The following is a 25,200-nucleotide window of genomic DNA, read 5'->3' as shown; positions in this document are numbered from 1 at the left end:
GCGGGATTAATGAGGCTATACCCATTAGGTATAGCCTCAAAATAGTACTCTAATTAAACACAGTCGTATTCTTTACGCGTTTGCTTTGGTTTTTCTAACTAACCCTATGACAGTTAGTAATAAAACAGCCAGCCATACCGGCCAATTACCTAAACGACTGTATAGCGTGTCACCTTGAATTAGGGTGATATTCGCTTCAAGCACATCGGCTTTAAACTGTGGCATGCTCAATTGCGATTTTGCGATAGGGTCGTACACAGCGCTAATACCGGTATTCGTTACGCGAATAAGCGGGCGCTGAAGCTCAAGGGCGCGCATACGGGCTATTTGCATATGCTGATGCGGGCCATGAGAATCTCCAAACCAGGCATCATTACTAACAGTAAACAAAATATCAGAATCACTTCTGTAGTTTCCACGCACTAAATCGGCAAAGGCAATTTCGTAGCAAATAGCAGGCAAAATATTTAAACCATTGGCGCGCAAGTTATCTTGTACTTCATCACCACGGGTGAACGATGACATTGGTAAGTCAAATAGAGGGGCGATAGGGCGCAGTAAATCTTGAAATGGCACAAACTCACCAATGGGTAACAATTGATGCTTTTGATAGCGGTTATGCCCTAAATACTGATAGTGACCTTCATTGTCACTGGGCTCTTTTTTACCAAGTACAATGAGGGTATTAAAAATATTGCGGGTGTCGTACTGGTAATCAACAATGCCAGTGATAAGTGCGGTGTTATTAAATGTTGCGGCACTGTCAAGGCCAGATAAATATTGCGTCGCAAGGGCTTCTAGCTCAGGCACGGCGGCTTCAGGCCAAACGATTAAATCAGCATTCCAATGCAGGCGTGTCATGTCTTGGTATTTGCTCATGGTATTCCAAAACTCAGACGGCTCAAACCGTAAATGTTGCTTGATGTTACCCTGTACGAGCACGGTTTTAATCGTTTTATCTTGGTATTTAACTGGGCTGTTACCTGCAATAAAATATAAGCCAATGAGCACGGCGACAGAGACTATCAAAGGTTTAATGTCTTTACTTATTAAGCGATATAGCGCAAAGGCGATTAATACACATATAAGCGTGATACCAAACTCACCAATCACAGGGGCTAAAAAGTTTAGTGGGCTGTCTGTTTGTGTATAGCCAAAACTAAGCCATGGAAACCCAGTCAGTAGCGTGCCACGCAGATACTCAGTGACCGCAATACTTGCCAATAATAAGCACACAAAACTATAAGGCCCTGAAGCCAGTCGAGTACTAAGCCAAGCAGCTAAAGCTGGATAAAGTGCAAGGTAGGCGCATAAAACAACCATTAAACCAAGAGAGGCAATTAATGGCATTCCACCAAAGGTGGCTATTGAAACATGCACCCAGCTGATACCGGCACCAAACCACCCTAAACCAAAGATGAAGCCATATTTTGCGCTGCGCTTTGCTGCGTCTTTACCGTTTGCAAGAGGGTTGATGCAATAAAGCAGTGCACCAAGAGAAAGAAAGGCAATGTGCCACAGATTAAAGGGGGCGTAACTTAAGGTTAAAAAGAGGCCCGCAATAAGTGCGAGCCAGGCTTTTTTATCTTTTGCAAGAACCCAGAGGTTAGTTAGCAGTTTCTTCACTGTCGTTATCATCAGCCTTAGGAATGGTGACTTGCAATTGTAAGATGCGACGATTGTCAGAATTGGTGACTTTAAATTGTAAGCCTTCAATGTCTATCGTCTCACCACGGCTTGGCATATGACCAAACGCATGTAAAACCGTACCACCAATTGTATCGGCGTCAGAGGTGCTGTAACCCGTTTTAAAATATTCGTTAAAGTCATCAACAGGTGTTAGAGCTTGAACTGCGTAAACATGTTTCGCAACTTGTCGAATATCTTGTTGTTCCTCTTCTTCATCGTGTTCGTCTTCTATTTCACCCACAATGATTTCGAGAATATCTTCGATGGTTACTAATCCTGACACACCCCCGTATTCATCAATAACGATGGCCATGTGATAACGTTGTTGACGAAACTCATTTAACAGCGTATCAACTCGTTTGCTTTCAGGAACCACCATAGCAGGACGTAAATAGTCACGTAGTGATGGCAATAGTTCATCTTTATTTAGAATTAAAGGCAATAAATCCTTTGCGAGTAATATACCTTCGATGTGATCTTTATCTTCACAAACCACGGGGAAACGAGAATGTGTAGAGTCAACCATCATCGGGAGTAGCTCTTCTAATGGTGCGTCAATTTCAAGCGTCACCATTTGAGAACGTGGTATCATGATGTCTCGAACTTTTAGTTCTGACACACCTAATACCCCTTCAATCATTTCTTTTGTTTCAGGGTCGATAAGGTCGCGTTCTTGCGCATCGGCAATTACTTCTACCAGCTCTTCTCTATTCTGGGGTTCCCCTTGTAACATCTGGGCTATGCGGCCCAGCCACGTTTTACCAGAAGAACCCTGGCTAGTTTGCGAGTTGTCGTCGCTCATTGCGTCTAATTGCTCCGTAAATTTAAATATCGTCTCGATATGGGTCAGCAATGTTCAGATCGGCAAGTAATTGCTTCTCTATGCTTTCCATTTCGAGTGCATCTTCGTCCTTTATATGGTCAAATCCAAGTAAATGCAAGCATCCATGGATCACCATATGGGCAAAATGGTCGTGAAAGGTTTTTTCTTGCTCAATTGACTCAGCTAAAACGATAGCTGGACATATAATTAAATCACCCACTAAAGGTAACTCAATACCAGGGGGGGCTTCAAATGGAAATGATAAGACATTAGTCGGTTTATCTTTACCACGGTAGTCATTATTGAGTTGTTGGCTTTGTGCCTCATCACTGATCACAATTGTCAGTTCAGCATCTTCACGGTAGTGACTGAGGGCTTTATCAGCCCACAGTTGAAATTGTTCAAAGCTTGGTAAGTTGTCAAACTCACACGCTATTTGTAAATCTAATTCGGTCACGAGTTTGCTTCTTGTTGGTTTGCTTGCGCTTCTTTTACGCGTTGTTTTTCAGCCCGTTTTAAACGTTCAGCTTCATCGTTGCGCTCATAGGCTTCAACAATACGCGCCACAACAGGGTGGCGTACCACATCATGTGATTGGAAAAAGTTAAAGCTAATTTCATCGACACCGTTAAGTACCTCAATCGCATGGCGAAGGCCCGAGCGCGCACCACGCGGTAAATCTACTTGGGTGATATCGCCTGTAATAACGGCCTTAGAATTAAAACCAATACGGGTTAAGAACATTTTCATTTGCTCTGCGGTGGTATTTTGGCTTTCATCTAGGATGATAAATGCGTCATTCAATGTACGGCCACGCATGTACGCTAACGGTGCTACTTCGATAATATTTTTTTCGATCAGTTTTTCAACGCGCTCGAAGCCGAGCATTTCAAATAATGCATCATAAAGAGGGCGTAAATAAGGGTCGATTTTTTGGCTCAAGTCGCCAGGTAAGAAACCCAGTTTTTCACCTGCTTCAACGGCAGGGCGAGTAAGCAGAATACGGCGAATTTCTTGACGCTCCAGTGCATCAACAGCAGCAGCAACGGCAAGGTAGGTTTTACCTGTGCCTGCAGGGCCAATACCAAAGGTAATATCGTGATGCAGAATATTAGCCACATACACGCCTTGGTTATCGTTACGCGGTTTAATAACGCCACGGCGAGTTTTTATCACCATGTCTTTACCATAAACGCCCGGGTTGTCGTCTTGATCAAGGGCGTTTGATTCGCTAATCGCTAAGTGCACAGCGTCGGGTTCAATTTCGCCAATTTCACCACGAACTGGTTGAGTATCAACATAAAGGTTTTTTAAGATTTCGACACTGGCTGCTGCACAGTGAAGTTTACCAGTGACTCTAAAAAAATTATCGCGATGGGCAATTTCAACACCTAGTCGGCGTTCAATTTGTTTGATGTTTTCGTCAAACGGACCACATAAAGATGAAAGGCGTTTGTTGTCGGCGGGTTCTAAATAAATCTCTAAAGTTTTTAATTGATTACTCAAAATTGCTTCCTATTGATGGGTGCTGGCAAGGGCCAGCACCAAAATTCACCCTAAGGGACGAAAGTTGCAACGCCAATTTCGTTAGGGGCTTGTGCAGCGTCTGCTTCGGCTGCTTTACTAAGAATAGACGATGGCGCAATATCACGGCGCAGATTCATTTCTGATTCTGTACGAATTAATTCACCGCGTAAAGAGTTTGGCAACGCTTCAGTAATACGTACATCAACGAATTGACCGATCACTGAATGTGGGCCTTCAAAGTTAACCACACGGTTGTTTTCAGTACGGCCACGTAACTCCATAGGGTTCTTCTTAGAAGGACCTTCAACTAAAATTCGCTGTTCAGTACCAAACATTTGGCGACTGATTTGCTGTGCCATTTGCGTAATACGGTTTTGTAAAAGGTATAAACGCTCTTTTTTCTCTTGCTCTGATACGTCGTCCGGTAAATCAGCTGCTGGTGTACCAGGGCGTGCACTGTAGATAAAGCTGAAGCTCATATCAAAACCAATATCATTGATAAGGTTCATTGTTGCTTCAAAGTCTGCTTTGCTTTCGCCAGGGAAACCAATGATAAAATCAGAAGACATACTTAAGTTAGGGCGAATTTTACGTAATTTACGAATCGTTGATTTGTACTCTAGAGCTGTATGCCCACGTTTCATTAAATTAAGAATACGGTCAGAGCCACTTTGCACTGGTAAATGTAAGTGGTCGACAAGCTCTGGTACATCGGCATATGCATCGATGATGTCAGGAGTAAACTCTACTGGGTGCGAAGTGGTGTAACGAATGCGGTCAATACCATCAATCGCGGCAACATAACGCAGTAGGTCAGAGAAGTAACAAATTTCGCCATCATGCGTTTCACCGCGGTAAGCGTTTACGTTTTGACCTAGTAAGTTTACTTCACGTACGCCTTGCTCAGCGAGCTGGGCGACTTCGAGTAGTACGTCATCAAGTGGACGGCTTACTTCTTCACCGCGCGTGTATGGCACAACACAGAAAGTACAGTATTTAGAACAGCCTTCCATAATCGATACGAACGCACTTGGGCCTTCTGCTTTTGGCTCAGGTAAACGGTCGAACTTTTCGATTTCAGGGAATGATACGTCAACAACAGATGTGCTGTCGCCACTTTGCACTTGCTTAATCATCTCTGGTAAACGGTGTAACGTTTGCGGGCCAAAAATTACATCGACAAACGGCGCACGTTGACGAATTGAGTCACCTTCTTGTGACGCTACACAGCCACCTACACCAATGATAAGGTCAGGTTTATCGTCTTTTAATAGTTTCCAACGGCCTAGCTGGTGGAATACTTTTTCTTGCGCCTTTTCACGAATTGAACAGGTGTTGAGTAAGATCACATCTGCATCTTCAGCTTCATCAGTTAACTGATAGCCGTTAGTCGCATCCAGTAGATCCGCCATTTTCTGAGAGTCGTACTCGTTCATCTGACAACCCCAGGTTTTAATATGCAGCTTTTTACTCATTGAAATATAGCCTCGTTTTCAATTCGGTAGTGACACAAAAATGTGTTAGAAACAGGATTAAGCGGCTTTAATGCCGACTTAAAGGACGCGTATTTTAGCTGGATACCCGCACAGATCCAAGTATAGTTTTTATCTTTGTGGTGTGAAATCAAACAAGTCACTGTTTTAAAATTCTTAACGCGTAAATGCACTGACACAGTTTAGTGAATTACGTTACAATTTATGCCGTATTCAAATAGCCAAATGAGCGACTATTAAATGAAGAAAAATAAGGTAATTGTTGTTGGTGGTGGCATGGTAGGTGCTGCCACAGCTGTTAAACTGGCACAGCAGGGCAGGGACGTCACTATTATTGAAAAGCACCTTATCGATGCTGATGACATTCTCAGTTCAGATAAGGTGGATATTCGCATTTCGGCTATTAATCGTTTTTCAGAAAACTTACTTGATGAGCTGGGGGCAATGCCGTTATTGCGCCAAAATCGTATCGCTCCATACCAACAGCTTGAGGCGTATCAGCAACAAGGTGAAAACTTATTGTTTGATTGCCATGATATTGGTGAAACACATCTGGGTCATTTAATCGAAAATAGCCTAATTCAAGCGAGTCTTTGGCAGCAATTTTCTCAATATGGCATCGAGGTCATTGAGCAGACAACACCGGTTACAGAGATAAGCCAAGAGAGTGATTCAATCACGCTTCATTACGATGACACCCAATATACGGCTGATTTAGTGGTTGCTGCAGATGGCGGACAATCACAATTACGTAGCAAAGCTGGCTTAGGTGTAACAGGGTGGCAATATGGTCAACACTGTATGGGTGTGTTAATTAAACTGGATGCGCCGCAACAAGTTAAAACGTGGCAACAATTTACACCAACGGGCCCAGTGGCGTTTTTGCCTATGCAAGCCCCGTATGCAAATTTAATTTGTTACCACAACGCGTCGGTTTTAAACCGTTGGAATAAACTCCCCACAGAACAACTAAAAGCCCAACTCATTGCGCATTTTCCTGAGTTGCCGGGTGAATTTGAGTTACTTGAGCATGCTGTTTTTCCATTGGCTCGTCAGCACGCAAATGATTATTCGCAAGGGCGCTTAGTCTTAGTGGGCGACTCAGCACACACTATTAATCCCTTGGCAGGCCAAGGGGTTAATTTAGGTTTTCAAGATGTGGTTGCACTTGCAGAGGTTCTTGCTGGCCACGATGATGTTGGTCAGCATGCGGTATTAAAGCAGTATGAGAAGAAACGTCGTCGCGCTAATTTACTTATGATGAGTATGATGGATGCCTGTTACTTCGGATTCTCAAATGAACTACAGCCACTCAGTTGGGCACGTAGTAAGTTTTTAAAACTAGCGAACAATATTGGCCCGGCTAAGAACTGGGTATTAAAATATGCCATTAGTGGGACACTCAGTTAAACAAAATAATACACATAAACGATAAAGAAACGGGTTAATGAAAATTAGCCTGTTTTTTTTTGCGCTAAATAAAATGAATTAAATTTTGGAGAAATTAGAAATTAGAAATTAGAAAGGAAGTTGGCTGGGATACCAGGATTTGAACCTGGGAATGGCAGGATCAAAACCTGCTGCCTTACCGCTTGGCGATATCCCAACGCTAAACTTGAAGAGTTTTAGTTCTACTTAAGAACATGGTGCGGAAGGAGAGACTTGAACTCTCACAACCGAAGTTACTGGAACCTAAATCCAGCGCGTCTACCAATTCCGCCACTCCCGCATCATTAAGTTGTATTTTTATACTCTATACAGAGTTTTTCTTATTCACTCTCTTGGTAGAGAAAGTGGCTGGGATACCAGGATTTGAACCTGGGAATGGCAGGATCAAAACCTGCTGCCTTACCGCTTGGCGATATCCCAACAAAGAAAAAGTTGATAGTTTTGGTTCTTATCAAGAACATGGTGCGGAAGGAGAGACTTGAACTCTCACAACCGAAGTTACTGGAACCTAAATCCAGCGCGTCTACCAATTCCGCCACTCCCGCATCATTAAGTTGCATTTTTATACTCTATACAGAGTTTTTCTTATTCACTCTCTTGGTAGAGAAAGTGGCTGGGATACCAGGATTTGAACCTGGGAATGGCAGGATCAAAACCTGCTGCCTTACCGCTTGGCGATATCCCAACAAAGAAAAAGTTGATAGTTTTGGTTCTTATCAAGAACATGGTGCGGAAGGAGAGACTTGAACTCTCACAACCGAAGTTACTGGAACCTAAATCCAGCGCGTCTACCAATTCCGCCACTCCCGCATTGTGTGTTTAAAAACACTGGTAGTTATTTTTAACTCTTCATTGAGTGCAGTTTAAACTCCTGCAGAGCCATTCTAAAAGAAGAATGGTGGCTAAGACGGGATTTGAACCTGTGACCCCATCATTATGAGTGATGTGCTCTAACCAACTGAGCTACTTAGCCATTGTGGCTGGGATACCAGGATTTGAACCTGGGAATGGCAGGATCAAAACCTGCTGCCTTACCGCTTGGCGATATCCCAACAAAAATTTGATAATTTTAGTTCTTATCAGAACATGGTGCGGAAGGAGAGACTTGAACTCTCACAACCGAAGTTACTGGAACCTAAATCCAGCGCGTCTACCAATTCCGCCACTCCCGCATTTTGTGTTTAAAAAACACTGGTAGTTATTTTTAACTCTTCATTGAGCAACAAAAAGAATGGTGGCTAAGACGGGATTTGAACCTGTGACCCCATCATTATGAGTGATGTGCTCTAACCAACTGAGCTACTTAGCCATCTTTTTTGTTAGCACTTCATCGCTGAGTGCGGGGCGTATTATGCTGATATGACCTAAATCCGTCAACACCTTTTTTGCAAAAAAACGCTTAACAGGGTTTGTTTGCATTAAAATTAAGCTAAGCGGCTAAATTTTATTTAAATTGCTGTTTTTTTGACAGACAAAGACACCACTAAAAGTATATTACGTATTGTTGCTAATAAAAGCCCACTTTTAATCTGTTTGATTTTTATACAAAAATTAAGTGTGTAAATTTAAAAACTATTTTGTTGAGAGTTTTTATAACACATAAACGTATTTACAGTGATAGGAGTAGAATACTATACACAGAGCAAATAGATAAAATAGCTCTGTTTACAGCGCTAAAAATAGCCTGCGCGTCGTGGTGTCAATTCAGAAAACAAAAAAGGCTCGTGATAACGAGCCTTTTATATAGAGTGTGCTACACAACTTATACGTTAAATAAGAAGTTCATAACATCACCGTCTTTCACGATGTACTCTTTACCTTCTTGACGCATTTTACCTGCTTCTTTCGCGCCGCTTTCACCTTTGAACTCAATATAATCATCAAAAGCGATAGTTTGTGCACGGATAAAGCCACGTTCGAAATCAGTATGAATTTTACCTGCCGCTTGTGGTGCTGTTGCGCCGACAGGAATTGTCCATGCACGTACTTCTTTTACGCCTGCTGTGAAGTAGGTTTGTAATTTAAGTAATTCGTACCCGCCACGGATCACTAAGTTAAGGCCCGGCTCTTCAAGACCTAAGTCAGCCATAAACTCAAGCTTGTCTTCTTCTTCAAGCTCAGATAGCTCTGATTCGATAGCCGCACAGACAGGAATAACAACCGCATCTTCTGCAGCTGCGATTTCACGCACTTTGTCGAGGTATGGATTATTTTCAAAACCATCTTCTGCCACGTTTGCGATGTACATTGTTGGTTTAATTGTTAAGAAGTTTAAAGGCTTAATAGCTGCTTTTTCTTCTTTTGTTAGTTCTAAAGAACGTAACGTTAAACCTTCATCAAGGTGTGCTTTTACTTTTTCTAGAACTGCGTTTTGTTCTTTTGCATCTTTATCGCCACCTTTGGCTTTTTTCGCATTACGGAAACTTGCTTTATCAGCGCTGTCCATATCAGCCAGTACTAATTCGGTGTTAATGACATCAATATCGTCAGCAGGGTCGATAGTGCCGGCAACGTGAACGATGTTTTCGTCTTCAAAACAGCGCACTACATGACCGATTGCATCAGTTTCACGAATATTCGCAAGGAACTGGTTACCTAAACCTTCACCTTTTGAAGCGCCTTTTACAAGGCCTGCAATATCAACGAATTCCATCGTTGTTGGTAAAATGCGTTGCGGATTTACGATTTCGGCTAATGCATTTAAGCGTGCATCAGGCACCGGTACCACACCTGTGTTCGGCTCGATGGTACAGAAAGGGAAGTTAGCGGCTTCAATTCCCGCTTTAGTTAGTGCATTAAATAATGTTGATTTACCAACGTTTGGCAAGCCAACGATGCCACATTTAAAACCCATAGTAAGATACCTTGTGTAATTTCATTAAAACGGATTAAGGTTTAAATGAATGTAGTCTGTTTTGTGCTTTTAACACACCATCTTTTGCAAGAATTTCCATACAACGAACTGCCTCATCAATAGCGGCATCCATTTTTTCTTGATCTTCTTTAGCGGCTTTACCAAGTACCCAGCCTGTCACCATTTCTCGGTGACCCGGATGACCAATACCGATACGAAGGCGCATGAAATCTTTTTGGTTTGCCATTTTCGCAATAATATCTTTTAAACCATTGTGACCACCGTGGCCGCCACCTTTTTTTAGTTTAGCAATGCCGGGATCAAGATCCATTTCGTCGTGCGCTACGAGAATGTTCTCAACAGGGATTTTAAAGAAATTAGCGAGACTACTCACCGCCTTACCACTTAAATTCATGTAAGTAGTTGGGATCAGTAATTTAAATTCTTGGCCTTGAATGATCACTTTGCCAGTGAGGCCGTGATATTTAGGATCGTGTTTGAGTGTGCAGTTATAGCGTGCTGCGAGTTCTTCAATGAACCAAGCACCTGCATTATGGCGTGTATTTGCGTATTCGGGGCCTGGATTAGCCAGGCCCACAAGCATTTGAATAGAATTCAAGGTGTGTACACCTTAAAAATTATTCTGCAGCGTCTTCTGAAGCTTCTTCAGCAGGAGCAGCTTTGTTAGCTTTTACAGTAACAATTGACTGATCGTGGTCTGCACCTTTAGCTAGCTCAACAGATGAAACACCTGCAGGTAGTTTAAGGTCTGAAAGGTGGATTGAATCACCTGCAACTAAATCAGCAACGTTAACTTCAACGAACTCAGGAAGTGACTTAGGAAGACACGTGATTTCGATTTCAGTTAATTGGTGAACAACAGTGTTACCTGCTTTAGTTACTTTCTCTTCACCGATGAAGTGTACTGGCACTTTAGTGTGAAGTTTGTGAGAAGCATCTACACGTTGGAAGTCTAAGTGAGTGATCTTAGGCTTGAACGGGTGACGTTGAATATCTTTAAGGATAGCTTCAACTGACTCACCGCCAATGTTTAAAGTAAGGATGTGCGTGTAGAAACCTTCGTCTTCTTGCGCTTTGATCATATCTTTGTGTGCAAGAACGATTGATGCAGCTTCTTTGTCAGCACCGTAAAGGATTGCAGGAACTTTATCTTCACGGCGTAGGCGGCGGCTCGCACCAGTACCTGTTTCTGTACGTAATTCTGCATTGTATGTATAAGTTGACATAATGTCTCCAAAAATTAAAAGTCTTAGGGCCTTTGCGACCAAGGTCCCCAGCCAAAAGGCGCGCTATCATACCACCACTTTGAGGGAAAATAAATAACGACCACAAAAAAAGCACCTAGACGGTGCTTTTTGGCTATCACTGCGTGTTTATTAGTGTTCAAACATCGCTGAGATAGATTCTTCGTTGCTGATACGACGAATTGTTTCAGCAAGCATATCTGCAAGCGTAAGCACTTTGATTTTATCCAGTGCTTTAAGCTCATCAGACAGTGGAATTGAGTCAGTAACAATCACTTCGTCGATGACCGATTCACGGATGTTTTCAGCTGCGTTGCCAGAAAGTACAGGGTGAGTTGCGTATGCAAATACACGCTTAGCACCATGTTCTTTAAGTGCAGCTGCCGCTTTACACAGTGTCCCGCCTGTGTCGATCATGTCATCTACGATGATACAGTCGCGACCTTCAACGTCACCAATAATGTGCATTACTTGTGAAACGTTAGCTTGTGGACGACGCTTGTCGATGATAGCAAGGTCTGTATCGTTTAATAGCTTCGCGATTGCGCGAGCACGAACAACACCACCGATATCGGGTGAAACAACAACAACGTCATCGAAGTCGCGTTCTTTCATGTCTTCTAATAGCACTGGGCTACCGAATACATTATCAACCGGCACATCGAAGAAACCTTGAATTTGTTCAGCGTGTAAATCAACCGTTAGAACACGGTCAACACCTACACTTGATAGGAAATCTGCAACGACTTTAGCTGTGATTGGTACACGAGCAGAACGTACGCGACGATCTTGACGTGAGTAACCAAAGTATGGGATTACTGCAGTAATACGTCCAGCAGACGCACGACGTAGGGCATCAACCATAACGATAAGTTCCATTAGGTTATCGTTAGTAGGGTTACAGGTTGATTGAACGATGAAAACGTCAGAGCCACGAACATTTTCATTAATTTGAACACTGATCTCACCGTCACTAAAACGGCCAACAACAGCATCGCCTAATTCAATATACAAACGTTTTGCAACTTTTTGAGCTAGCTCAGGTGTTGCGTTACCAGCGAAGAGCTTCATGTCAGGCACGGTAGGGTTCCTCAGGCACTGAATTTTGGGACTAACAGGCTTTGGTAGGCACCAAAGCAGGTTAACTTTTACATTTACTTGTACGTTACTTCATTTCAAAGTGAGCATTTAATGCTGTATGAGCAGGAGAAAGTGTAGCACTAGTTGCTACAAAACCTGTCCACTTTTCTGGCAACTGAGCTAAAACTTGTTCTGCCTCGGCCTGAGTTGAAAACTCAGCAAAGCAGCAAGCGCCCGTGCCAGTCATCTTTGACGGAGCGTATTTTAGCAACCACTGGAGGGCTTTTTCAACCTCGGGGCAGAGCTTTTTGACCAAAGGCTCGCAATCATTGCGTAAATTTTCTGTTTGCCAATCAGCTTTTAGCTTGGCTGTGTCGCGTTTTAAATCAGGGTGAGTAAAGATTTCTGCCGTACTCACATGCTCGCCAGGATGCACAACACAGAACCAACCTGGGGTTAATTCAACATTATGTAATTGCTCGCCAATGCCATGCGCAATTGCGGTATGACCATTAATAAACACGGGCACATCAGCGCCAAGCGTGACTCCTAGCTGTGCTAATTCAGCCAATGACAGATTACAGTTCCATAATCTATTGAGTGCCAGTAAGGTGGTTGCCGCATCTGATGAGCCACCACCAACACCGCCGCCCATAGGCAAGCGCTTAACTAAATGAATGTTTACACCTTGCTGGCACTGACAATGTTGTTGCAATAAAAATGCGGCTTTATATATGAGGTTGTCGTGAGTAGGAATGCCTTGTGTGTCACCCGTGACGGTAATTTTACGGTCATCGGTGAGTGAAAACGTTAAATCGTCACCAAAATTTAAAAACGTGAACAGGGTTTCGAGTTCGTGATAGCCATCCTCACGACGACCATTAATATGTAAAAACAGATTTAGTTTTGCGGGTGCTATTAAGGTGAGTGGAGCGTGCGAAGTTTCTGTCATGATTAATTAAACTGCCAATCATTAAGTTGAATTTTAATACGAATTTGCGGGTTTTTAAGGCTCAGCTTTGTTGGAAGCCAATAGCCATCTTGTTTTATATAATGAGAATAGGTGATTTGCCATTGCTGGCCGTTTTCAGCGTGCCATATTAGACTTGTTAAGCGATTGAGTTCGTCAAATTGGGTGTGTTCGTTGTCAGCGGTCCCTTTGAGCCATGTCGCCGCGTTATTGAGCGGAATAGTGAAACCCGTCAGCCGGTAAAGTAATAAGGAGGCATCGCGGTCTGTGTAAACATCACCGTCGTATTCAATTTCAGCGCCATATGCATTTTGTTTTAACGACAAAATACGGGTACCGATAAAACTGGTTAAGATCATGTCGCTGTGTAACTCGTCGTGTTGCCAATTGACGTTAGCTGATTGACGTTGCTCTGAACTAATAAAGGCAATTTTTCCTTGTACTTGCCACTTGGCATGGTGATCAAGGCGGGTTTTCCAATCAGGGTAAACGTAGTCAATCGTTGATGTTTTTTGGGCGCAACCACTGATAAATAAAAAAAACATGAATAAAATCAAATATTGTTTAATCAAATGTCGTTCCTTACTTTCCATATTCCGCTGATTTTTGGTAAAATTAACGCCTTTACAGCTGGGCTTAGCAATATTTGGTACATATGACCATCGTAGCACTTGGTATAAATCACAAAACCGCATCCGTAGAATTACGCGAAAAAGTCGCGTTTTCGCCTGAGCAAATGTCTGAGGCGTTACAACAATTAAGTGGCCATGCGCATTTTAATGAAGCGGTTATTGTTTCGACCTGCAACCGAACCGAAATCTATTGTAGCCTTGCTGAGCGTAATTCCCAAACACTGTTGCACTGGTTAGCCAGTTTCCATGGTTTGGATGAACAAGAACTGAGCAGTAACACCTATTATCATGAGGGCGAGCAGGCTATTAATCATTTAATGCGTGTGTCGTGCGGCCTTGATTCCTTGGTATTGGGTGAGCCACAAATTTTGGGGCAAATAAAGCAAGCCTACCATAATGCAAAAACGCATGATGCCATTGGTGTGACATTTGACCGCTTGTTTCAAAAAACGTTCTCGGTAGCAAAGCAAGTTCGCACAGAGACAGACATTGGTGCCAGTGCGGTATCCGTGGCTTATGCTGCTGTTAATTTAGCCAAGCATATTTATGGTAAGTTAGATAAAACCAACGTATTGCTGATTGGGGCAGGTGAGACCATTGAACTGGTGGCTAAACATTTATACCAAAATGATCCGCAAAAAATCACGGTGGCAAACCGCACCATCGAGCGTGCAAAAAGTTTAGCTGTCGAAGTTGACGCTGATGTTATCGCTTTGGCGCAACTACCTGAGCGTCTCCACGATGCCGATATTGTTATTAGTTCTACCGCGAGTACTTTGCCAATTATTGGTAAAGGGGTGGTTGAGCAGGCTTTAAAAAAACGTCGTCACAAGCCCATGCTGTTTATTGATATTGCTGTCCCTCGGGATATTGAGAGCCAAGTAGGCGAATTAGATGCGGCCTATTTGTATTCAGTAGATGACTTACAAGCGATAGTGAGCGAGAATATCGCCGCGCGCGAACAAGCGGCGCAGCAAGCGCAAATAATTATTGATGCGCGCACCAATGAATTTGTCATGTGGCTGCGGTCTCTCGATTCGGTCGATATTATTCGTCTGTATCGAAATGATGTACAAGATATTAAATCAGAACTTGTCGAAAAAGCACTTGGCCAGCTGCAAGCAGGCAAAGACGCAGAAAAAGTGATACTCGAGTTGGCAAACAAACTGACCAACCGCTTGATGCACGCACCTACCCGTGCTATTCAAGATGCGGCTAAAAATGGTGAAGCCGCTGAGTTAAGTCAATTAAAGAAAATGTTAGGTATTGATCAGGAATAGCCGTTAAATGAAAGAGTCTGTTTATAGAAAGTTAGAAACCTTAGTCGAGCGTTATGAGGAAGTGCAAGCGCTGCTAAGCGACCCCTCTGTGATCAGCGATCAAAATCGCTTTCGTGCCTTATCTAAAGAATATTCAGAATTAGAAGAAATTGTTAAAGCGTTTTTAGCGTACCAGCAAGCACAAGATGATGTCGCTGCAGCAGAAGAAATGCTAAAAGACTCTGATCCTGAGATGCGCGAAATGGCGCAAGAAGAATATAAAGAAGCAAAAGCACAAATTATTGCATTAGAAGATGAAATTCAGATCTTAATGCTACCAAAAGATCCGAAAGACAATAACAACGTCTTTTTAGAAGTGCGCGCAGGCACGGGGGGCGATGAAGCCGCTATTTTTGCGGGCGATTTATTCCGCATGTACAGCCGCTACGCAGAAACGAAAAAGTGGAAAGTCGAAATAGTGAGCACCAACGAAGGTGAGCACGGTGGCTATAAAGAAGTTATCGCACATATTTCGGGTGAAGGCGTGTACGGCCAGCTTAAGTTTGAATCAGGGGCGCACCGTGTTCAACGTGTACCAGAAACTGAGTCGCAAGGCCGTGTTCATACCTCGGCGTGTACCGTTGCGGTTATGGCAGAAGTGCCTGAGGCAGAGGCTATCGAAATTAACCCTGCAGATATTAAAGTCGATACATTCCGTGCGTCGGGTGCCGGTGGTCAGCACGTAAATAAAACTGACTCAGCAATTCGTATTACCCACCTTCCAACGGGTGTGGTCGTTGAGTGTCAGGATGAGCGTTCACAACATAAAAACCGTGCGAAAGCGATGTCGGTACTTGGTGCACGTTTACAACAAGCCGAAGATGAAAAACGCCAAGCGGCTGAAGCATCAGAGCGTCGTAATCTAGTGGGCAGTGGTGACCGTTCAGAGCGTATTCGTACTTATAATTACCCGCAAGGTCGTATTACTGATCACCGTATTAATTTAACATTGTATCGTTTAAATGAAGTTGTTGCAGGTGATTTAGGCTGTGTTATCGAGCCCCTAATGCAAGAACACCAAGCTGATTTACTTGCTGCGATGGGCGATGAATAATCGTGCCACAAAGCATAGAACAAGCACTGATTGCTGCGACGGCGTTATTAACGCCTAGCAGCGACAGCGCGAAACTAGACGCGCAAGTCCTGCTACTTTCTATTCTCGACAAACCCCGTAGTTACTTATTTAGTTGGCCTGAAAAACACCTAACGGAACAGCAAGAAGCTGAGTTTAATCATGCATGCCAGCGTCGCTTGCAAGGTGAACCTGTCGCGCATATCACCGGCATTAGAGAATTCTGGAGTTTGCCACTAAAGGTGAATGCCACCACTTTGATACCTCGTCCTGATACGGAAACGCTGGTTGAGTATGCACTGGGGCTTGAATTACCCCATGCTGCAAACGTGCTCGATTTAGGAACCGGGACGGGGGCAATTGCGCTTGCACTGGCCAGTGAAATGCCCAATTGGCAAGTATTAGGGGTTGATAGAGTACCCGAAGCCGTTGCGCTTGCTAACGAGAATCAACAACGACTTAATATTAACAACGCCACTTTTGCTTTAAGTAATTGGTTTAGCGCTGTAAACCATAAAAAGTTTGATCTGATTGTTAGTAACCCGCCGTACATTGAATACGATGATGAACATTTGAGCCAAGGTGACGTGCGTTTTGAGCCCTTGTCAGCCTTGGTGGCTGATGATGATGGCATGGCTGATATTAAGCAAATAATTACAATGGCACGTGACTATTTAGCAACAAATGGCTATCTTTTAATTGAACATGGCTACCAACAAAGTGTTAAAGTTCAAGAATTTTTTGCACAAATGTCGTATAGCCATATACTTACAGTTAAAGATCTTGGCGGTAATGACCGTGTAACGTTAGCACAATGGCCTAAATAAAATAACAGAACACTGTGCGCATATAGCCTTTGAGGGTCCCAAACAATGGATGATTTTTTGTTTTCGGATGAAGCACTTGATGATGTATCAGAAGTGGTTCAGGGTAGTTGGAAAGTCATCGTCGTTGATGACGAACCAGAAGTACATGCCGTAACAAAGCTTGCGCTCAGTGACTTTGAATTCCAAGACAAACGTCTTGAATTTATTAGTGCTTACTCAGGTGAAGAGGCAAAGCAATTAATAGAGCAGCACCCAGATGCAGCCATCGTATTACTCGATGTAGTAATGGAAACCGATGATGCTGGCCTGCGGGTTGCAAAATATATTCGTGAAACTGCAAAGAACAATCATATTCGTATTATTCTTCGTACGGGCCAACCCGGTCAGGCACCGGAAAGACAAGTAATCGTTAATTATGATATTAACGATTACAAATCTAAGACAGAGCTGACAGCACAAAAGCTCTTTACAGTGGTGATGTCGAGTTTGCGTTCGTATCGCGATATCTTATCTATAGAGCAATCACGCCAAGGCCTTGAAAAAATTATAAAAGCATCGCGTGATATTTTTTCTACTCATTCATTAGAGCACTTTATTGAAGGGGTGATGCAACAACTCACCTCATTGCTCGGTACAGTAGAGCAAGCCGTGTATGCTACGAGTCTGGTGGCAAGTAACCCGCTCGATAACCAGAAAAAGCTCGTTGTATTCTCAGGCAAAGGTGAGTTTGAACGCAGCGAAGGCAAAGCGATTGAAGAGGTGCTCAATGAAGAGCAGCTACAAGCTTGTCAGGAAGCGCTAAGAGAAAAAACCATCGTTTACCGTGAAAACTACCTATTTGCGTATTGCAGCAGTGAATACAATCATAATTCTATGCTGTTTATTTCGGGTATTCCAAAGCACTTATCCGATACACAGCGCCACCTCATCGAGATATTTTCACAAAACGTGCAACTTGCTTATGAAAACGTTCAGCTTCAGGCTGAAATAGAAGCAACTCAACAAGAACTGGTGTTTAGATTAAGTGAAGCGCTTGAACAACGCTCTACCGAAACAGGAAACCATGTAAAACGTGTGTCGCACATTTGCTACGAATTGGCTGTGGGCTATGGATTACCTAAGCGCGAAGCTGAATTAATTCGACATGCAGCTCCTCTTCATGATGTTGGAAAGGTTGGGATACCTGACGCTATTCTCAATAAACCAGGGCCACTAAGCGATGAAGAGTGGGCAATCATGAAACAGCATGCAGAAAAGGGGCACCGAATATTAAAAGACTCGTCACGTGATATTGTTAACACAGGAGCTGTTATTGCGTTATCTCACCATGAGCGTTGGGATGGCACCGGCTATCCTGCAGGCTTAAAAGGGGACGATATCCCGATTGCTGGACGCATTGTTGCACTGGCCGACGTGTTTGATGCACTACGACACAAGCGTTGTTACAAAGAACCTTGGTCTCTTGAAGATGTTGTAAAAGAGATAAACGCTCAGCAAGGAAAACAGTTTGATCCAAAGTTAATAGATGTGTTTAATCAACGCATTAAAGAAATAGAAGACGTACTTGTACGTTACCCAGATTAATGACAATTAGAATTGAGGCATATGGATTATTTAGCAGTTAAACACACTCACATGTTACTCGCTGTGTTGAGTATCATTTTATTTTACGTTCGCTCTTTTTCGCGGTTAAAAACAGCCACATTAGCAAAGAATAAAATCGTTTTTATTGGCAGTCATAGTATCGACACGTTGTTGTTGGTTTCTGCTGTTGCATTGATTGTAATGGCTGGGTTTAACCCGCTAGAGCAGTCGTGGTTGCTTGAAAAAATTATTTTAGTGATTGCCTATATCGCTTTAGGAATTGTTGCAGCCAGACAAAGCTCACAATCGGCACGTGTCATTTTACTTGTTGTGACAACCTTCATTTTACTTGCGATTGGTTATCTCGCCTCTGCAAAGAACGCTTTTATCCTGTAAACATTGAAACGCGGTATATCGACTGTTAACCGTTATACCGCTGCTCACTTTCTCTTTTCAAGATTGGCAACTGACGCTAAAAGTAGGTAAACTAGCATCTCGTTTTCGAAAGAGATGTTGCAGTATAAATGACCACCCCTTGGTTTGAAGATCACAATGAATCCTATCAAGATGAGGCCTTTGACGCATTTTCTTCAAACGTGCTTTATCGTTGTATCGATGCTGAATTAACGTGGGACACACAGGTAGATTTAACTGCTTGTTATGACACATTAAATGAGTTTGAAGATACCGTATCAGCACTTTGTACTGAATTTAAAGAGCCACACGAGCGTCTAGATAAACTTCTTGATACCTTTTATCAGCAATGGTTGTTCAGTGCCTCAAGCCTAAAAGTGCCTGAGTACACGTTAAACAGCTTTAGCTACACCATTACGATGCGTAGTGGTACACAAACCACACTGGCGATATTACTTTGTCACTTATTACAACACGCTGAATTTGATGCCACAGTGACTTTAAGTCAAGGTGAAGTTCATATTCATGTCGCAATAAGCGAAGAAGAGGGCTATTTAATTGAGCCAAGTACGGGCCAGCAAAGTTGGTATATTACCCCCGAAAATGCCTGTGAAGAGAATGGTGATGAACAAGAACCACTTGAGCTAATTTTTGAAGAAGAGCTTTATAAGCTGTATTTAGCACAGCAAAAGTGGTCGTTTATCAGCGAGAGCAAGTTTGGTCATGCCCTTCATTGCGTTGACATGTTAATGGAACTACTCGGTGATGACCCCTATGAACGCCGTGACCGAGGGTACCTGCTTAATCAATTAGATTGCCCTAAAATGGCCCGTGACGATTTGCAGTATTTTATTAATGAATGCCCAGATGATCCGGCCATAGAGATTATTCAGCATCAAATTGCTGAAATCGAAGATAACAATAATACACACCACTAAATTAAAGGAACATTTATGACTGACGCCCACAGTGCGCTTATTACCAATGACGCAGTCGTACTTGGTTTGCTTGCCGTTATTTTGGGGTTTATCTTTAAAACCTCACATAGTAATAATGCGGCATGCCGAAAATTTTATAAATATGTACCCGCACTCCTGCTGTGCTACTTTTTACCCTCGTTATTAAATACTTTTGGGATTGTTGATGGTCACTCGTCGAATGTTTATTTTGTAGCATCTCGCTACTTATTACCGGCTTGTTTAATTCTGTTAACCATCAGCATTGATTTAAAAGCCATTTTAAACCTTGGTCCGAAAGCGTTAATCATGTTCTTAACCGGTACCATGGGGATTGTGATTGGGGGTCCGTTAGCGATTTTAGTGATGAGCGCGGTCTACCCTGAAGCCGTTGGTGGTCATGGCCCCGATGCGGTTTGGCGCGGCATGACAACTATCGCAGGTAGCTGGATAGGTGGGGGCGCTAATCAGGCCTCAATGAAAGAAATGTTTGAAGTTGGTGGGGATATTTTCTCGGCAATGGTAACGGTTGATGTCATTGTGGCTAACTTATGGATGGCTGTACTGTTACTGATGGCTGCTAATCACAAAGCCATTGATGCCAAAACCGGGGCAGACACCCGTGCAATTGAAGAGCTTAAAGAGCGTGTTGAAGCCTATCATGCTGAACATGCACGTATGCCAACACTTAATGATTACATGACCATTATTGCGATTGCCTTTGGTATAACGGGCTTGGCGCATTTTTGTGCGGACTTTTTAGGGCCGTATTTTGGCGCTAACTTCCCATGGGCACAAGAATATAGTTTAAACAGTAAGTTCTTTTGGCTAATTGTAATTTCGACGACAATCGGGATTAGTTTATCGTTTACTAAAGTACGTCATATCGAAGCATTTGGTGCATCAAAAGTGGCTTCAAGCTTCTTATATATTTTGGTGGCATCAATTGGTCTTCACATGAATATTACGGCTATTTTTGATTCGCCAATGTACTTTGTTTTGGGTGTGATCTGGATGTTGACACACGCAAGCTTAATGCTGATTGTAGCGAAATTAATTAAAGCGCCTTTATTTTATATGGCCGTTGGGTCTCAAGCGAATGTAGGCGGGGCAGCATCAGCGCCCGTAGTTGCCTCAGCGTTTCATCCATCACTTGCCCCTGTTGGTGTTTTACTGGCAGTTTTGGGCTATGGTGTCGGAACCTATATGGCATATATTTGTGGATTAATGCTGCAAGCTGTTGCACCTTAAGGAATAAAAAATGAACAACCAGTTAATTAAAATCAACGAGATTGAATTAGCAAACGACAAACCCTTTGTGTTGTTTGGTGGTATGAACGTGCTTGAGTCTCGCGACCTAGCAATGCGCATTGCTGAGCACTATGTCGAAGTAACCTCGAAGCTAAATATCCCGTATGTTTTTAAAGCGTCATTTGATAAAGCAAATCGCTCATCAATTAACTCTTATCGTGGCCCGGGGATGGAAGAAGGGTTAAGAATCTTCGAAGAAATTAAAACAACGTTTAACGTGCCACTCATCACCGACGTGCATGAGCCACACCAAGCTGCGCCAGTGGCAGAGGTAGTTGATGTTATTCAATTACCTGCTTTCTTAGCACGCCAAACTGATTTAGTTGTCGCGATGGCGAAAACAGGTGCAATTATTAACGTGAAAAAACCACAGTTTTTAGCACCGCACGAAATGCGTCATATCATTAAGAAATTTAATGAAGCAGGCAACAATAATGTGGCGCTGTGTGAGCGTGGTACAAGTTTTGGTTACAATAACCTTGTTGTTGATATGCTCGGTATGGATGACATGAAGCCAATGGCTCCGGTTATTTTTGATGCAACGCATGCGTTACAACGCCCGGGTGGCCGTGCTGATTCGGCTGATGGTCGTCGTGCGCAAGCGGCAGAGCTTGCTCGCAGTGGTATGGCATTAGGTATTGCGGGTCTGTTTATTGAGGCGCATCCTAACCCTAACGAAGCAAAATGTGATGGCCCTTGCGCCCTTGCATTAAGTAAGCTTGAAGGGTATTTAACACAAATGAAAGCAGTTGATGATTTAATTAAAAGCTTTGCACCGTTAGACACCAGCGCAAGCGATTTATAGAATACTCAGTATTAATGAGTATTTAATGACGAAAAAGGCGACCAAGGTCGCCTTTTTTTATTTGTATCGCTATAATCGACGCATAAGAAAAACTAATTCTAAGCTTGGTGTTTATGTCTCGTCGTGTCCCTCCCTTAAATGCACTAAAAGCGTTCGAAGCTGCAGCGCGTCACTTGAGTTTTACCAAAGCAGCTGAAGAGCTGTATGTGACACAAGCCGCGGTCAGCCACCAAATTAAAACGCTGGAAGAGCATTTAGGCCTTAAATTATTTCTTCGTAAAAATCGTTCGCTATTATTAACGGAAGAAGGGCAAGGGTACTTTCTCGATATTAAAGAGATATTTACTCAGCTGATTGATGCCACTGAAAAGTTATTAGCACGCGGGGCAAAAGGGTCTTTAACGGTTAGTTTAACGCCCAGTTTTGCTATTCAATGGTTGGTGCCAAGGCTTAGTTTATTTAATGAGTTACACCCTGAAATCGATGTGCGAATAAAAGCACAAGATCAAGACGAAAATTCATTGTCTGATGATGTAGACATTGCCATTTACTATGGTCGTGGTCATTGGAGTGGCGTACAAACTTACAAGTTACACACAGAATACCTTGTGCCGTTATGCAGTCCCATGCTTCTAACAGGGCCTAAGCCTTTAAATCAGCCGAGTGATTTGGCTAACCATACTCTGTTGCATGACACAACGCGTAAAAATTGGAAAACGTGGATGAAAACAGCCGGAGTGCGTAATGTCCAAGTAAACCAAGGTCCTATTTTTAGTCACTCATCAATGGTGCTCCAAGCGGCAGTGCATGGTCAAGGCGTGGCAATTGGGAATAGTGTCTTAGCAAAACCCGATATTGATGCCGGGCGCTTAGTGATTCCGTTTAATCACTCATTAGAAAGTAAAAATGCCTATTATTTAGTGATACGCGAATCGCAAACAGAACTGGGGAAAATAGTTTCTTTCAAAGACTGGATGCTGAGCTTAGTTGAACAAGAACAAGAGTATTAACATGTTACAGTGGTTTAAAAGTGCAACGGGTGATGCCCGTGCACAGTTTATATTTGCTCATGGCGCAGGGGCGGGAAGTGACTCAGCGTTCATGCAAAATATGGCAACGTTAATTAGCCAGCATCAGATTGATGTGGCGTTATTTGACTTTCAGTATATGCAAATCGCAAAACAGACCAATAAACGCAGGCCCCCAGATCGTGCCCCTAAACTGCTGGCTTATTTTGCTGAAGTGTTAGCGCATCGTCAGCCAGATTTACCTGTATTTATTGGCGGAAAGTCGATGGGCGGTAGAATGGCTTCTATGCTTTGCACACAAGAGGACGCTGTAGAGGTTGCTGGTGTTGTTGCGTTTGGCTACCCGTTTCACCCTCCCGGAAAACCCGATAAGCTTCGTATCGATCACTTCATCGATATGCCATGCCCCTTTTTAGTACTTCAAGGTGAACGAGATACTTTTGGTAATCAGCAAGAATTAGCCGAGCTTGAAATGAATAATCCGCCAGAAATTAGCTGGCTAAAAGACGGTGATCATTCATTAAAACCGCGTAAGAAAAGTGGTTTAACTGAAGACGATAACTTACAACACGCTGCGAACCTTGCGGCCCAATTTATACTTAAGTTGATTGATGGAGATTCACAATGATCAAACTTTATTTAATCGCGGGGAGTCTGTTTTGCATGCTGTCGGTTGTGCTAGGCGCGTTTGCTGCGCATGGTTTAAAAAGCCGCGTATCGGACTATGCATTAGGTATTTTTAAAACAGCTGCAGAATATCAAATGGTGCACGGCTTGGGCTTAATCGCCATCGCGATTTTAATTAAGTGGGGAATGAACTTAAGTTGGGCTGGTGGCTTTTTTATCGCCGGTATTTTGTTATTTAGTGGCAGCCTATATTTACTCGCATTAACAGGTGCGAAATGGCTTGGTCCAATCACACCCCTAGGCGGTGTGTGCTTTATTATTGGTTGGACTATTTTATTAGTTCAAGCCGCACGGTATAAATTTTAAGGGTTATCTATGTCGAGTGTTGTTATTTATTGTCGCAGTGGGTTTGAAAGCGACGCTGCCGCTGAAATCACTTTTCAGGCTGCGGAACAAGGGTTTGCGGGCTATGTAAAAACGAAGCCGAACACTGGAATTGTCGTCTATGAATGTTTTGATCCGAGCCATGGCGATGAAATCATAAAAAAAATAGATTTCAAAAACATGGTCTTTGCCCGCCAATGGTTTACCGGTACTTTAGTCGATAATATGCCGCTTGAAGACAGGGTCAGTGCGATTGTGAATGCAACCGTTGATTTTCCATCCTGTGGTGACCTACGAGTTGAAACCCCAGATACCAATGAAGGTAAAGAGTTGTCTAAATTTTGTAAAAAGATTTCGACACCGCTAAAAAAAGCCCTCGAAAAACGCGCGACGGTTACGCGTGAACTTGCTGATAAAAAGCCTGTGCTGCATGTACTCTTTTTAAGTAATGACACTGCGTATGTAGGGTATTCGTATACTTTTAATAACTCGCCATTTTTTATGGGTATCCCACGCCTGCGTATGCCAAATGACGCACCAAGCCGTTCAACTCTTAAACTTGATGAAGCGTTTAATGTGTTTATTCCGCCTCATGAAGCCGAAGACCGTTTGCAGCCAGGAATGCGAGGCGTTGATTTAGGGGCGTGTCCGGGTGGTTGGACATACCAATTGGTTCGTCGTGGTATGTTTGTTAGTGCCATAGATAACGGCCCAATGAACGATGATTTAATGGAAACCGGACAAGTAAAACATTTCCGTGTTGATGGCTTTAAATACCGTCCTGAAAAGCGAAATATTCATTGGTTAGTATGTGATATGGTGGAAAAGCCAGCAAAAGTTACTAATCTTATGATTGATTGGGCCGTGAATGCATACGCAAAAGAGCTTATTTTTAATCTTAAACTGCCAATGAAAAAACGCTTCGACAGTGTTTATGAATGTTTAAAGATGATTAAGGAAGAGCTTGAAAAATACGGCGTTAGTTATGAGCTTCAGGCAAAACATTTATACCATGACCGTGAAGAGGTTACGGTTCATTTAAATGTCACAAAGGTGCCGCAAAGCCTATACAGTTAAATAGAGGATAGCAA

24 protein-coding genes and 10 tRNA genes are annotated in these 25,200 nt (G+C 42.9%); 13 read left to right on the top strand and 21 right to left on the bottom strand.

Annotated elements, in window-relative coordinates; translation table 11 throughout:
• Positions 1-72: 72 nt before the first annotated feature.
• The 5 genes from lnt to miaB are packed head-to-tail and all read right to left on the bottom strand — an operon-like array spanning position 73 to position 5,514.
• Positions 73-1,626, bottom strand: a complete 1,554-nt coding sequence (gene lnt, locus LPA49_RS01250) for an apolipoprotein N-acyltransferase (RefSeq protein ID WP_230235256.1) — start codon at positions 1,624-1,626, stop codon at positions 73-75.
• Positions 1,607-2,491 carry a CNNM family magnesium/cobalt transport protein CorC gene (gene corC, locus LPA49_RS01245; protein ID WP_036967376.1) on the bottom strand — a complete coding sequence of 295 codons (885 nt, stop codon included), beginning with the start codon at positions 2,489-2,491 and terminating at the stop codon, positions 1,607-1,609. The genes lnt and corC overlap by 20 nt, the downstream gene beginning before the upstream one ends.
• A 22-nt stretch (positions 2,492-2,513) precedes the next feature.
• Positions 2,514-2,969: an rRNA maturation RNase YbeY gene (gene ybeY / locus LPA49_RS01240; RefSeq protein WP_036967379.1), complete on the bottom strand. Its 456-nt coding sequence runs from the start codon at positions 2,967-2,969 to the stop codon at positions 2,514-2,516.
• Positions 2,966-4,018 (bottom strand): PhoH family protein, encoded by a 1,053-nt coding sequence (locus tag LPA49_RS01235; protein ID WP_036967381.1) that lies wholly within the window; start codon positions 4,016-4,018, stop codon positions 2,966-2,968. Before LPA49_RS01235 ends, ybeY begins: the two co-directional genes overlap by 4 nt.
• 50 nt (positions 4,019-4,068) lie before the next feature.
• Complete coding sequence (gene miaB / locus LPA49_RS01230; protein WP_036967384.1) at positions 4,069-5,514, bottom strand: tRNA (N6-isopentenyl adenosine(37)-C2)-methylthiotransferase MiaB; 1,446 nt, start codon at positions 5,512-5,514, stop codon at positions 4,069-4,071.
• A gap of 258 nt (positions 5,515-5,772) precedes the next feature.
• Here miaB and LPA49_RS01225 point away from each other — a divergent pair, with 258 nt between their 5' ends.
• The gene (locus LPA49_RS01225; protein ID WP_230235255.1) at positions 5,773-6,942 is read left to right on the top strand and encodes an FAD-dependent oxidoreductase; all 1,170 of its coding nucleotides are present in this window, start codon (positions 5,773-5,775) and stop codon (positions 6,940-6,942) included.
• A 121-nt stretch (positions 6,943-7,063) separates the two neighbouring features.
• Here LPA49_RS01225 and LPA49_RS01220 read toward each other — a convergent pair.
• The 16 genes from LPA49_RS01220 to lolB form a co-directional block, all read right to left on the bottom strand.
• A tRNA-Gln gene (locus LPA49_RS01220) sits at positions 7,064-7,138 on the bottom strand.
• A gap of 38 nt (positions 7,139-7,176) precedes the next feature.
• Positions 7,177-7,261 (bottom strand) — tRNA-Leu (locus LPA49_RS01215).
• A 65-nt stretch (positions 7,262-7,326) separates the two neighbouring features.
• Positions 7,327-7,401, bottom strand: a tRNA-Gln gene (locus LPA49_RS01210).
• 40 nt (positions 7,402-7,441) lie between these two features.
• A tRNA-Leu gene (locus tag LPA49_RS01205) sits at positions 7,442-7,526 on the bottom strand.
• Between the two features lie 65 nt (positions 7,527-7,591).
• Positions 7,592-7,666, bottom strand: a tRNA-Gln gene (locus LPA49_RS01200).
• A gap of 40 nt (positions 7,667-7,706) precedes the next feature.
• A tRNA-Leu gene (locus tag LPA49_RS01195) sits at positions 7,707-7,791 on the bottom strand.
• 86 nt (positions 7,792-7,877) lie between these two features.
• Positions 7,878-7,954, bottom strand: a tRNA-Met gene (locus tag LPA49_RS01190).
• Positions 7,955-7,958: 4 nt separating this feature from the next.
• Positions 7,959-8,033: transfer RNA gene (locus LPA49_RS01185), tRNA-Gln, on the bottom strand.
• Positions 8,034-8,068: 35 nt separating this feature from the next.
• A tRNA-Leu gene (locus LPA49_RS01180) sits at positions 8,069-8,153 on the bottom strand.
• Between the two features lie 60 nt (positions 8,154-8,213).
• Positions 8,214-8,290, bottom strand: a tRNA-Met gene (locus tag LPA49_RS01175).
• 453 nt (positions 8,291-8,743) lie between these two features.
• The gene (ychF, locus tag LPA49_RS01170) at positions 8,744-9,835 is read right to left on the bottom strand and encodes a redox-regulated ATPase YchF (protein ID WP_036967393.1); all 1,092 of its coding nucleotides are present in this window, start codon (positions 9,833-9,835) and stop codon (positions 8,744-8,746) included.
• A gap of 34 nt (positions 9,836-9,869) precedes the next feature.
• The gene (gene pth / locus LPA49_RS01165; protein ID WP_036967395.1) at positions 9,870-10,454 is read right to left on the bottom strand and encodes an aminoacyl-tRNA hydrolase; all 585 of its coding nucleotides are present in this window, start codon (positions 10,452-10,454) and stop codon (positions 9,870-9,872) included.
• Positions 10,455-10,473: 19 nt separating this feature from the next.
• Entirely contained in the window at positions 10,474-11,082 is a 609-nt protein-coding gene (locus tag LPA49_RS01160; RefSeq protein ID WP_036967397.1) for a 50S ribosomal protein L25/general stress protein Ctc, read from the bottom strand.
• Positions 11,083-11,232: 150 nt separating this feature from the next.
• Positions 11,233-12,180: a ribose-phosphate pyrophosphokinase gene (locus tag LPA49_RS01155; RefSeq protein ID WP_036967404.1), complete on the bottom strand. Its 948-nt coding sequence runs from the start codon at positions 12,178-12,180 to the stop codon at positions 11,233-11,235.
• An 85-nt stretch (positions 12,181-12,265) separates the two neighbouring features.
• Positions 12,266-13,132: a 4-(cytidine 5'-diphospho)-2-C-methyl-D-erythritol kinase gene (gene ispE, locus LPA49_RS01150; RefSeq protein WP_036967407.1), complete on the bottom strand. Its 867-nt coding sequence runs from the start codon at positions 13,130-13,132 to the stop codon at positions 12,266-12,268.
• 2 nt (positions 13,133-13,134) lie between these two features.
• Positions 13,135-13,722: a lipoprotein insertase outer membrane protein LolB gene (lolB, locus tag LPA49_RS01145; RefSeq protein ID WP_074989264.1), complete on the bottom strand. Its 588-nt coding sequence runs from the start codon at positions 13,720-13,722 to the stop codon at positions 13,135-13,137.
• Positions 13,723-13,805: 83 nt separating this feature from the next.
• Here lolB and hemA point away from each other — a divergent pair, with 83 nt between their 5' ends.
• The 12 genes from hemA (at position 13,806) to rlmM (ending at position 25,186) form a co-directional block, all read left to right on the top strand.
• Complete coding sequence (hemA, locus tag LPA49_RS01140) at positions 13,806-15,062, top strand: glutamyl-tRNA reductase (protein ID WP_036967413.1); 1,257 nt, start codon at positions 13,806-13,808, stop codon at positions 15,060-15,062.
• 7 nt (positions 15,063-15,069) lie between these two features.
• A complete protein-coding gene (prfA, locus tag LPA49_RS01135; RefSeq protein WP_036967416.1) occupies positions 15,070-16,155 on the top strand; it encodes a peptide chain release factor 1 in 1,086 nt (361 codons plus the stop codon).
• Positions 16,156-16,157: 2 nt separating this feature from the next.
• Positions 16,158-17,000 carry a peptide chain release factor N(5)-glutamine methyltransferase gene (gene prmC, locus LPA49_RS01130; RefSeq protein WP_036967419.1) on the top strand — a complete coding sequence of 281 codons (843 nt, stop codon included), beginning with the start codon at positions 16,158-16,160 and terminating at the stop codon, positions 16,998-17,000.
• Between the two features lie 45 nt (positions 17,001-17,045).
• Positions 17,046-18,584, top strand: a complete 1,539-nt coding sequence (locus LPA49_RS01125; protein WP_180310936.1) for a DUF3369 domain-containing protein — start codon at positions 17,046-17,048, stop codon at positions 18,582-18,584.
• A gap of 21 nt (positions 18,585-18,605) precedes the next feature.
• Positions 18,606-18,980, top strand: a complete 375-nt coding sequence (locus tag LPA49_RS01120) for a SirB2 family protein (protein WP_074989267.1) — start codon at positions 18,606-18,608, stop codon at positions 18,978-18,980.
• Positions 18,981-19,108: 128 nt separating this feature from the next.
• A complete protein-coding gene (locus tag LPA49_RS01115) occupies positions 19,109-19,936 on the top strand; it encodes a tetratricopeptide repeat protein (protein WP_036967428.1) in 828 nt (275 codons plus the stop codon).
• Positions 19,937-19,951: 15 nt separating this feature from the next.
• Positions 19,952-21,205 carry a DUF819 domain-containing protein gene (locus tag LPA49_RS01110; protein ID WP_036967429.1) on the top strand — a complete coding sequence of 418 codons (1,254 nt, stop codon included), beginning with the start codon at positions 19,952-19,954 and terminating at the stop codon, positions 21,203-21,205.
• Between the two features lie 10 nt (positions 21,206-21,215).
• Complete coding sequence (gene kdsA / locus LPA49_RS01105; protein ID WP_036967432.1) at positions 21,216-22,070, top strand: 3-deoxy-8-phosphooctulonate synthase; 855 nt, start codon at positions 21,216-21,218, stop codon at positions 22,068-22,070.
• Positions 22,071-22,183: 113 nt separating this feature from the next.
• Positions 22,184-23,080: a transcriptional regulator GcvA gene (locus LPA49_RS01100; protein ID WP_036967434.1), complete on the top strand. Its 897-nt coding sequence runs from the start codon at positions 22,184-22,186 to the stop codon at positions 23,078-23,080.
• Between the two features lies 1 nt (position 23,081).
• A complete protein-coding gene (locus LPA49_RS01095) occupies positions 23,082-23,726 on the top strand; it encodes an alpha/beta family hydrolase (protein WP_036967440.1) in 645 nt (214 codons plus the stop codon).
• Positions 23,723-24,091: a DUF423 domain-containing protein gene (locus tag LPA49_RS01090; protein ID WP_036967443.1), complete on the top strand. Its 369-nt coding sequence runs from the start codon at positions 23,723-23,725 to the stop codon at positions 24,089-24,091. The genes LPA49_RS01095 and LPA49_RS01090 overlap by 4 nt, the downstream gene beginning before the upstream one ends.
• Before the next feature lie 9 nt (positions 24,092-24,100).
• On the top strand, positions 24,101-25,186 hold the full coding sequence (gene rlmM, locus LPA49_RS01085) for a 23S rRNA (cytidine(2498)-2'-O)-methyltransferase RlmM (protein ID WP_065979332.1): 1,086 nt from the start codon (positions 24,101-24,103) through the stop codon (positions 25,184-25,186).
• Positions 25,187-25,200 lie beyond the last annotated feature (14 nt).

The organism is Pseudoalteromonas sp. MB41, from assembly GCF_020966275.1.
GTDB lineage: Bacteria > Pseudomonadota > Gammaproteobacteria > Enterobacterales > Alteromonadaceae > Pseudoalteromonas > Pseudoalteromonas lipolytica.
The sequence above is the reverse complement of the archived record's forward strand: the minus strand, read 5'-3'. Positions and strand labels throughout refer to the sequence as shown.

Excerpts from the sequence above, each read along its gene's own strand:
- corC (WP_036967376.1), bottom strand. The coding sequence starts at position 2,491 with ATGAGCGACGACAACTCGCAAACTAGCCAGGGTTCTTCTGGTAAAACG.
- miaB (WP_036967384.1), bottom strand. The coding sequence starts at position 5,514 with ATGAGTAAAAAGCTGCATATTAAAACCTGGGGTTGTCAGATGAACGAG.
- LPA49_RS01225 (WP_230235255.1), top strand. The coding sequence starts at position 5,773 with ATGAAGAAAAATAAGGTAATTGTTGTTGGTGGTGGCATGGTAGGTGCT.
- ychF (WP_036967393.1), bottom strand. The coding sequence starts at position 9,835 with ATGGGTTTTAAATGTGGCATCGTTGGCTTGCCAAACGTTGGTAAATCA.
- LPA49_RS01160 (WP_036967397.1), bottom strand. The coding sequence starts at position 11,082 with ATGTCAACTTATACATACAATGCAGAATTACGTACAGAAACAGGTACT.
- ispE (WP_036967407.1), bottom strand. The coding sequence starts at position 13,132 with ATGACAGAAACTTCGCACGCTCCACTCACCTTAATAGCACCCGCAAAA.
- hemA (WP_036967413.1), top strand. The coding sequence starts at position 13,806 with ATGACCATCGTAGCACTTGGTATAAATCACAAAACCGCATCCGTAGAA.
- prfA (WP_036967416.1), top strand. The coding sequence starts at position 15,070 with ATGAAAGAGTCTGTTTATAGAAAGTTAGAAACCTTAGTCGAGCGTTAT.
- LPA49_RS01125 (WP_180310936.1), top strand. The coding sequence starts at position 17,046 with ATGGATGATTTTTTGTTTTCGGATGAAGCACTTGATGATGTATCAGAA.
- LPA49_RS01120 (WP_074989267.1), top strand. The coding sequence starts at position 18,606 with ATGGATTATTTAGCAGTTAAACACACTCACATGTTACTCGCTGTGTTG.
- LPA49_RS01115 (WP_036967428.1), top strand. The coding sequence starts at position 19,109 with ATGACCACCCCTTGGTTTGAAGATCACAATGAATCCTATCAAGATGAG.
- LPA49_RS01110 (WP_036967429.1), top strand. The coding sequence starts at position 19,952 with ATGACTGACGCCCACAGTGCGCTTATTACCAATGACGCAGTCGTACTT.
- kdsA (WP_036967432.1), top strand. The coding sequence starts at position 21,216 with ATGAACAACCAGTTAATTAAAATCAACGAGATTGAATTAGCAAACGAC.
- LPA49_RS01100 (WP_036967434.1), top strand. The coding sequence starts at position 22,184 with ATGTCTCGTCGTGTCCCTCCCTTAAATGCACTAAAAGCGTTCGAAGCT.
- LPA49_RS01095 (WP_036967440.1), top strand. The coding sequence starts at position 23,082 with ATGTTACAGTGGTTTAAAAGTGCAACGGGTGATGCCCGTGCACAGTTT.
- LPA49_RS01090 (WP_036967443.1), top strand. The coding sequence starts at position 23,723 with ATGATCAAACTTTATTTAATCGCGGGGAGTCTGTTTTGCATGCTGTCG.
- rlmM (WP_065979332.1), top strand. The coding sequence starts at position 24,101 with ATGTCGAGTGTTGTTATTTATTGTCGCAGTGGGTTTGAAAGCGACGCT.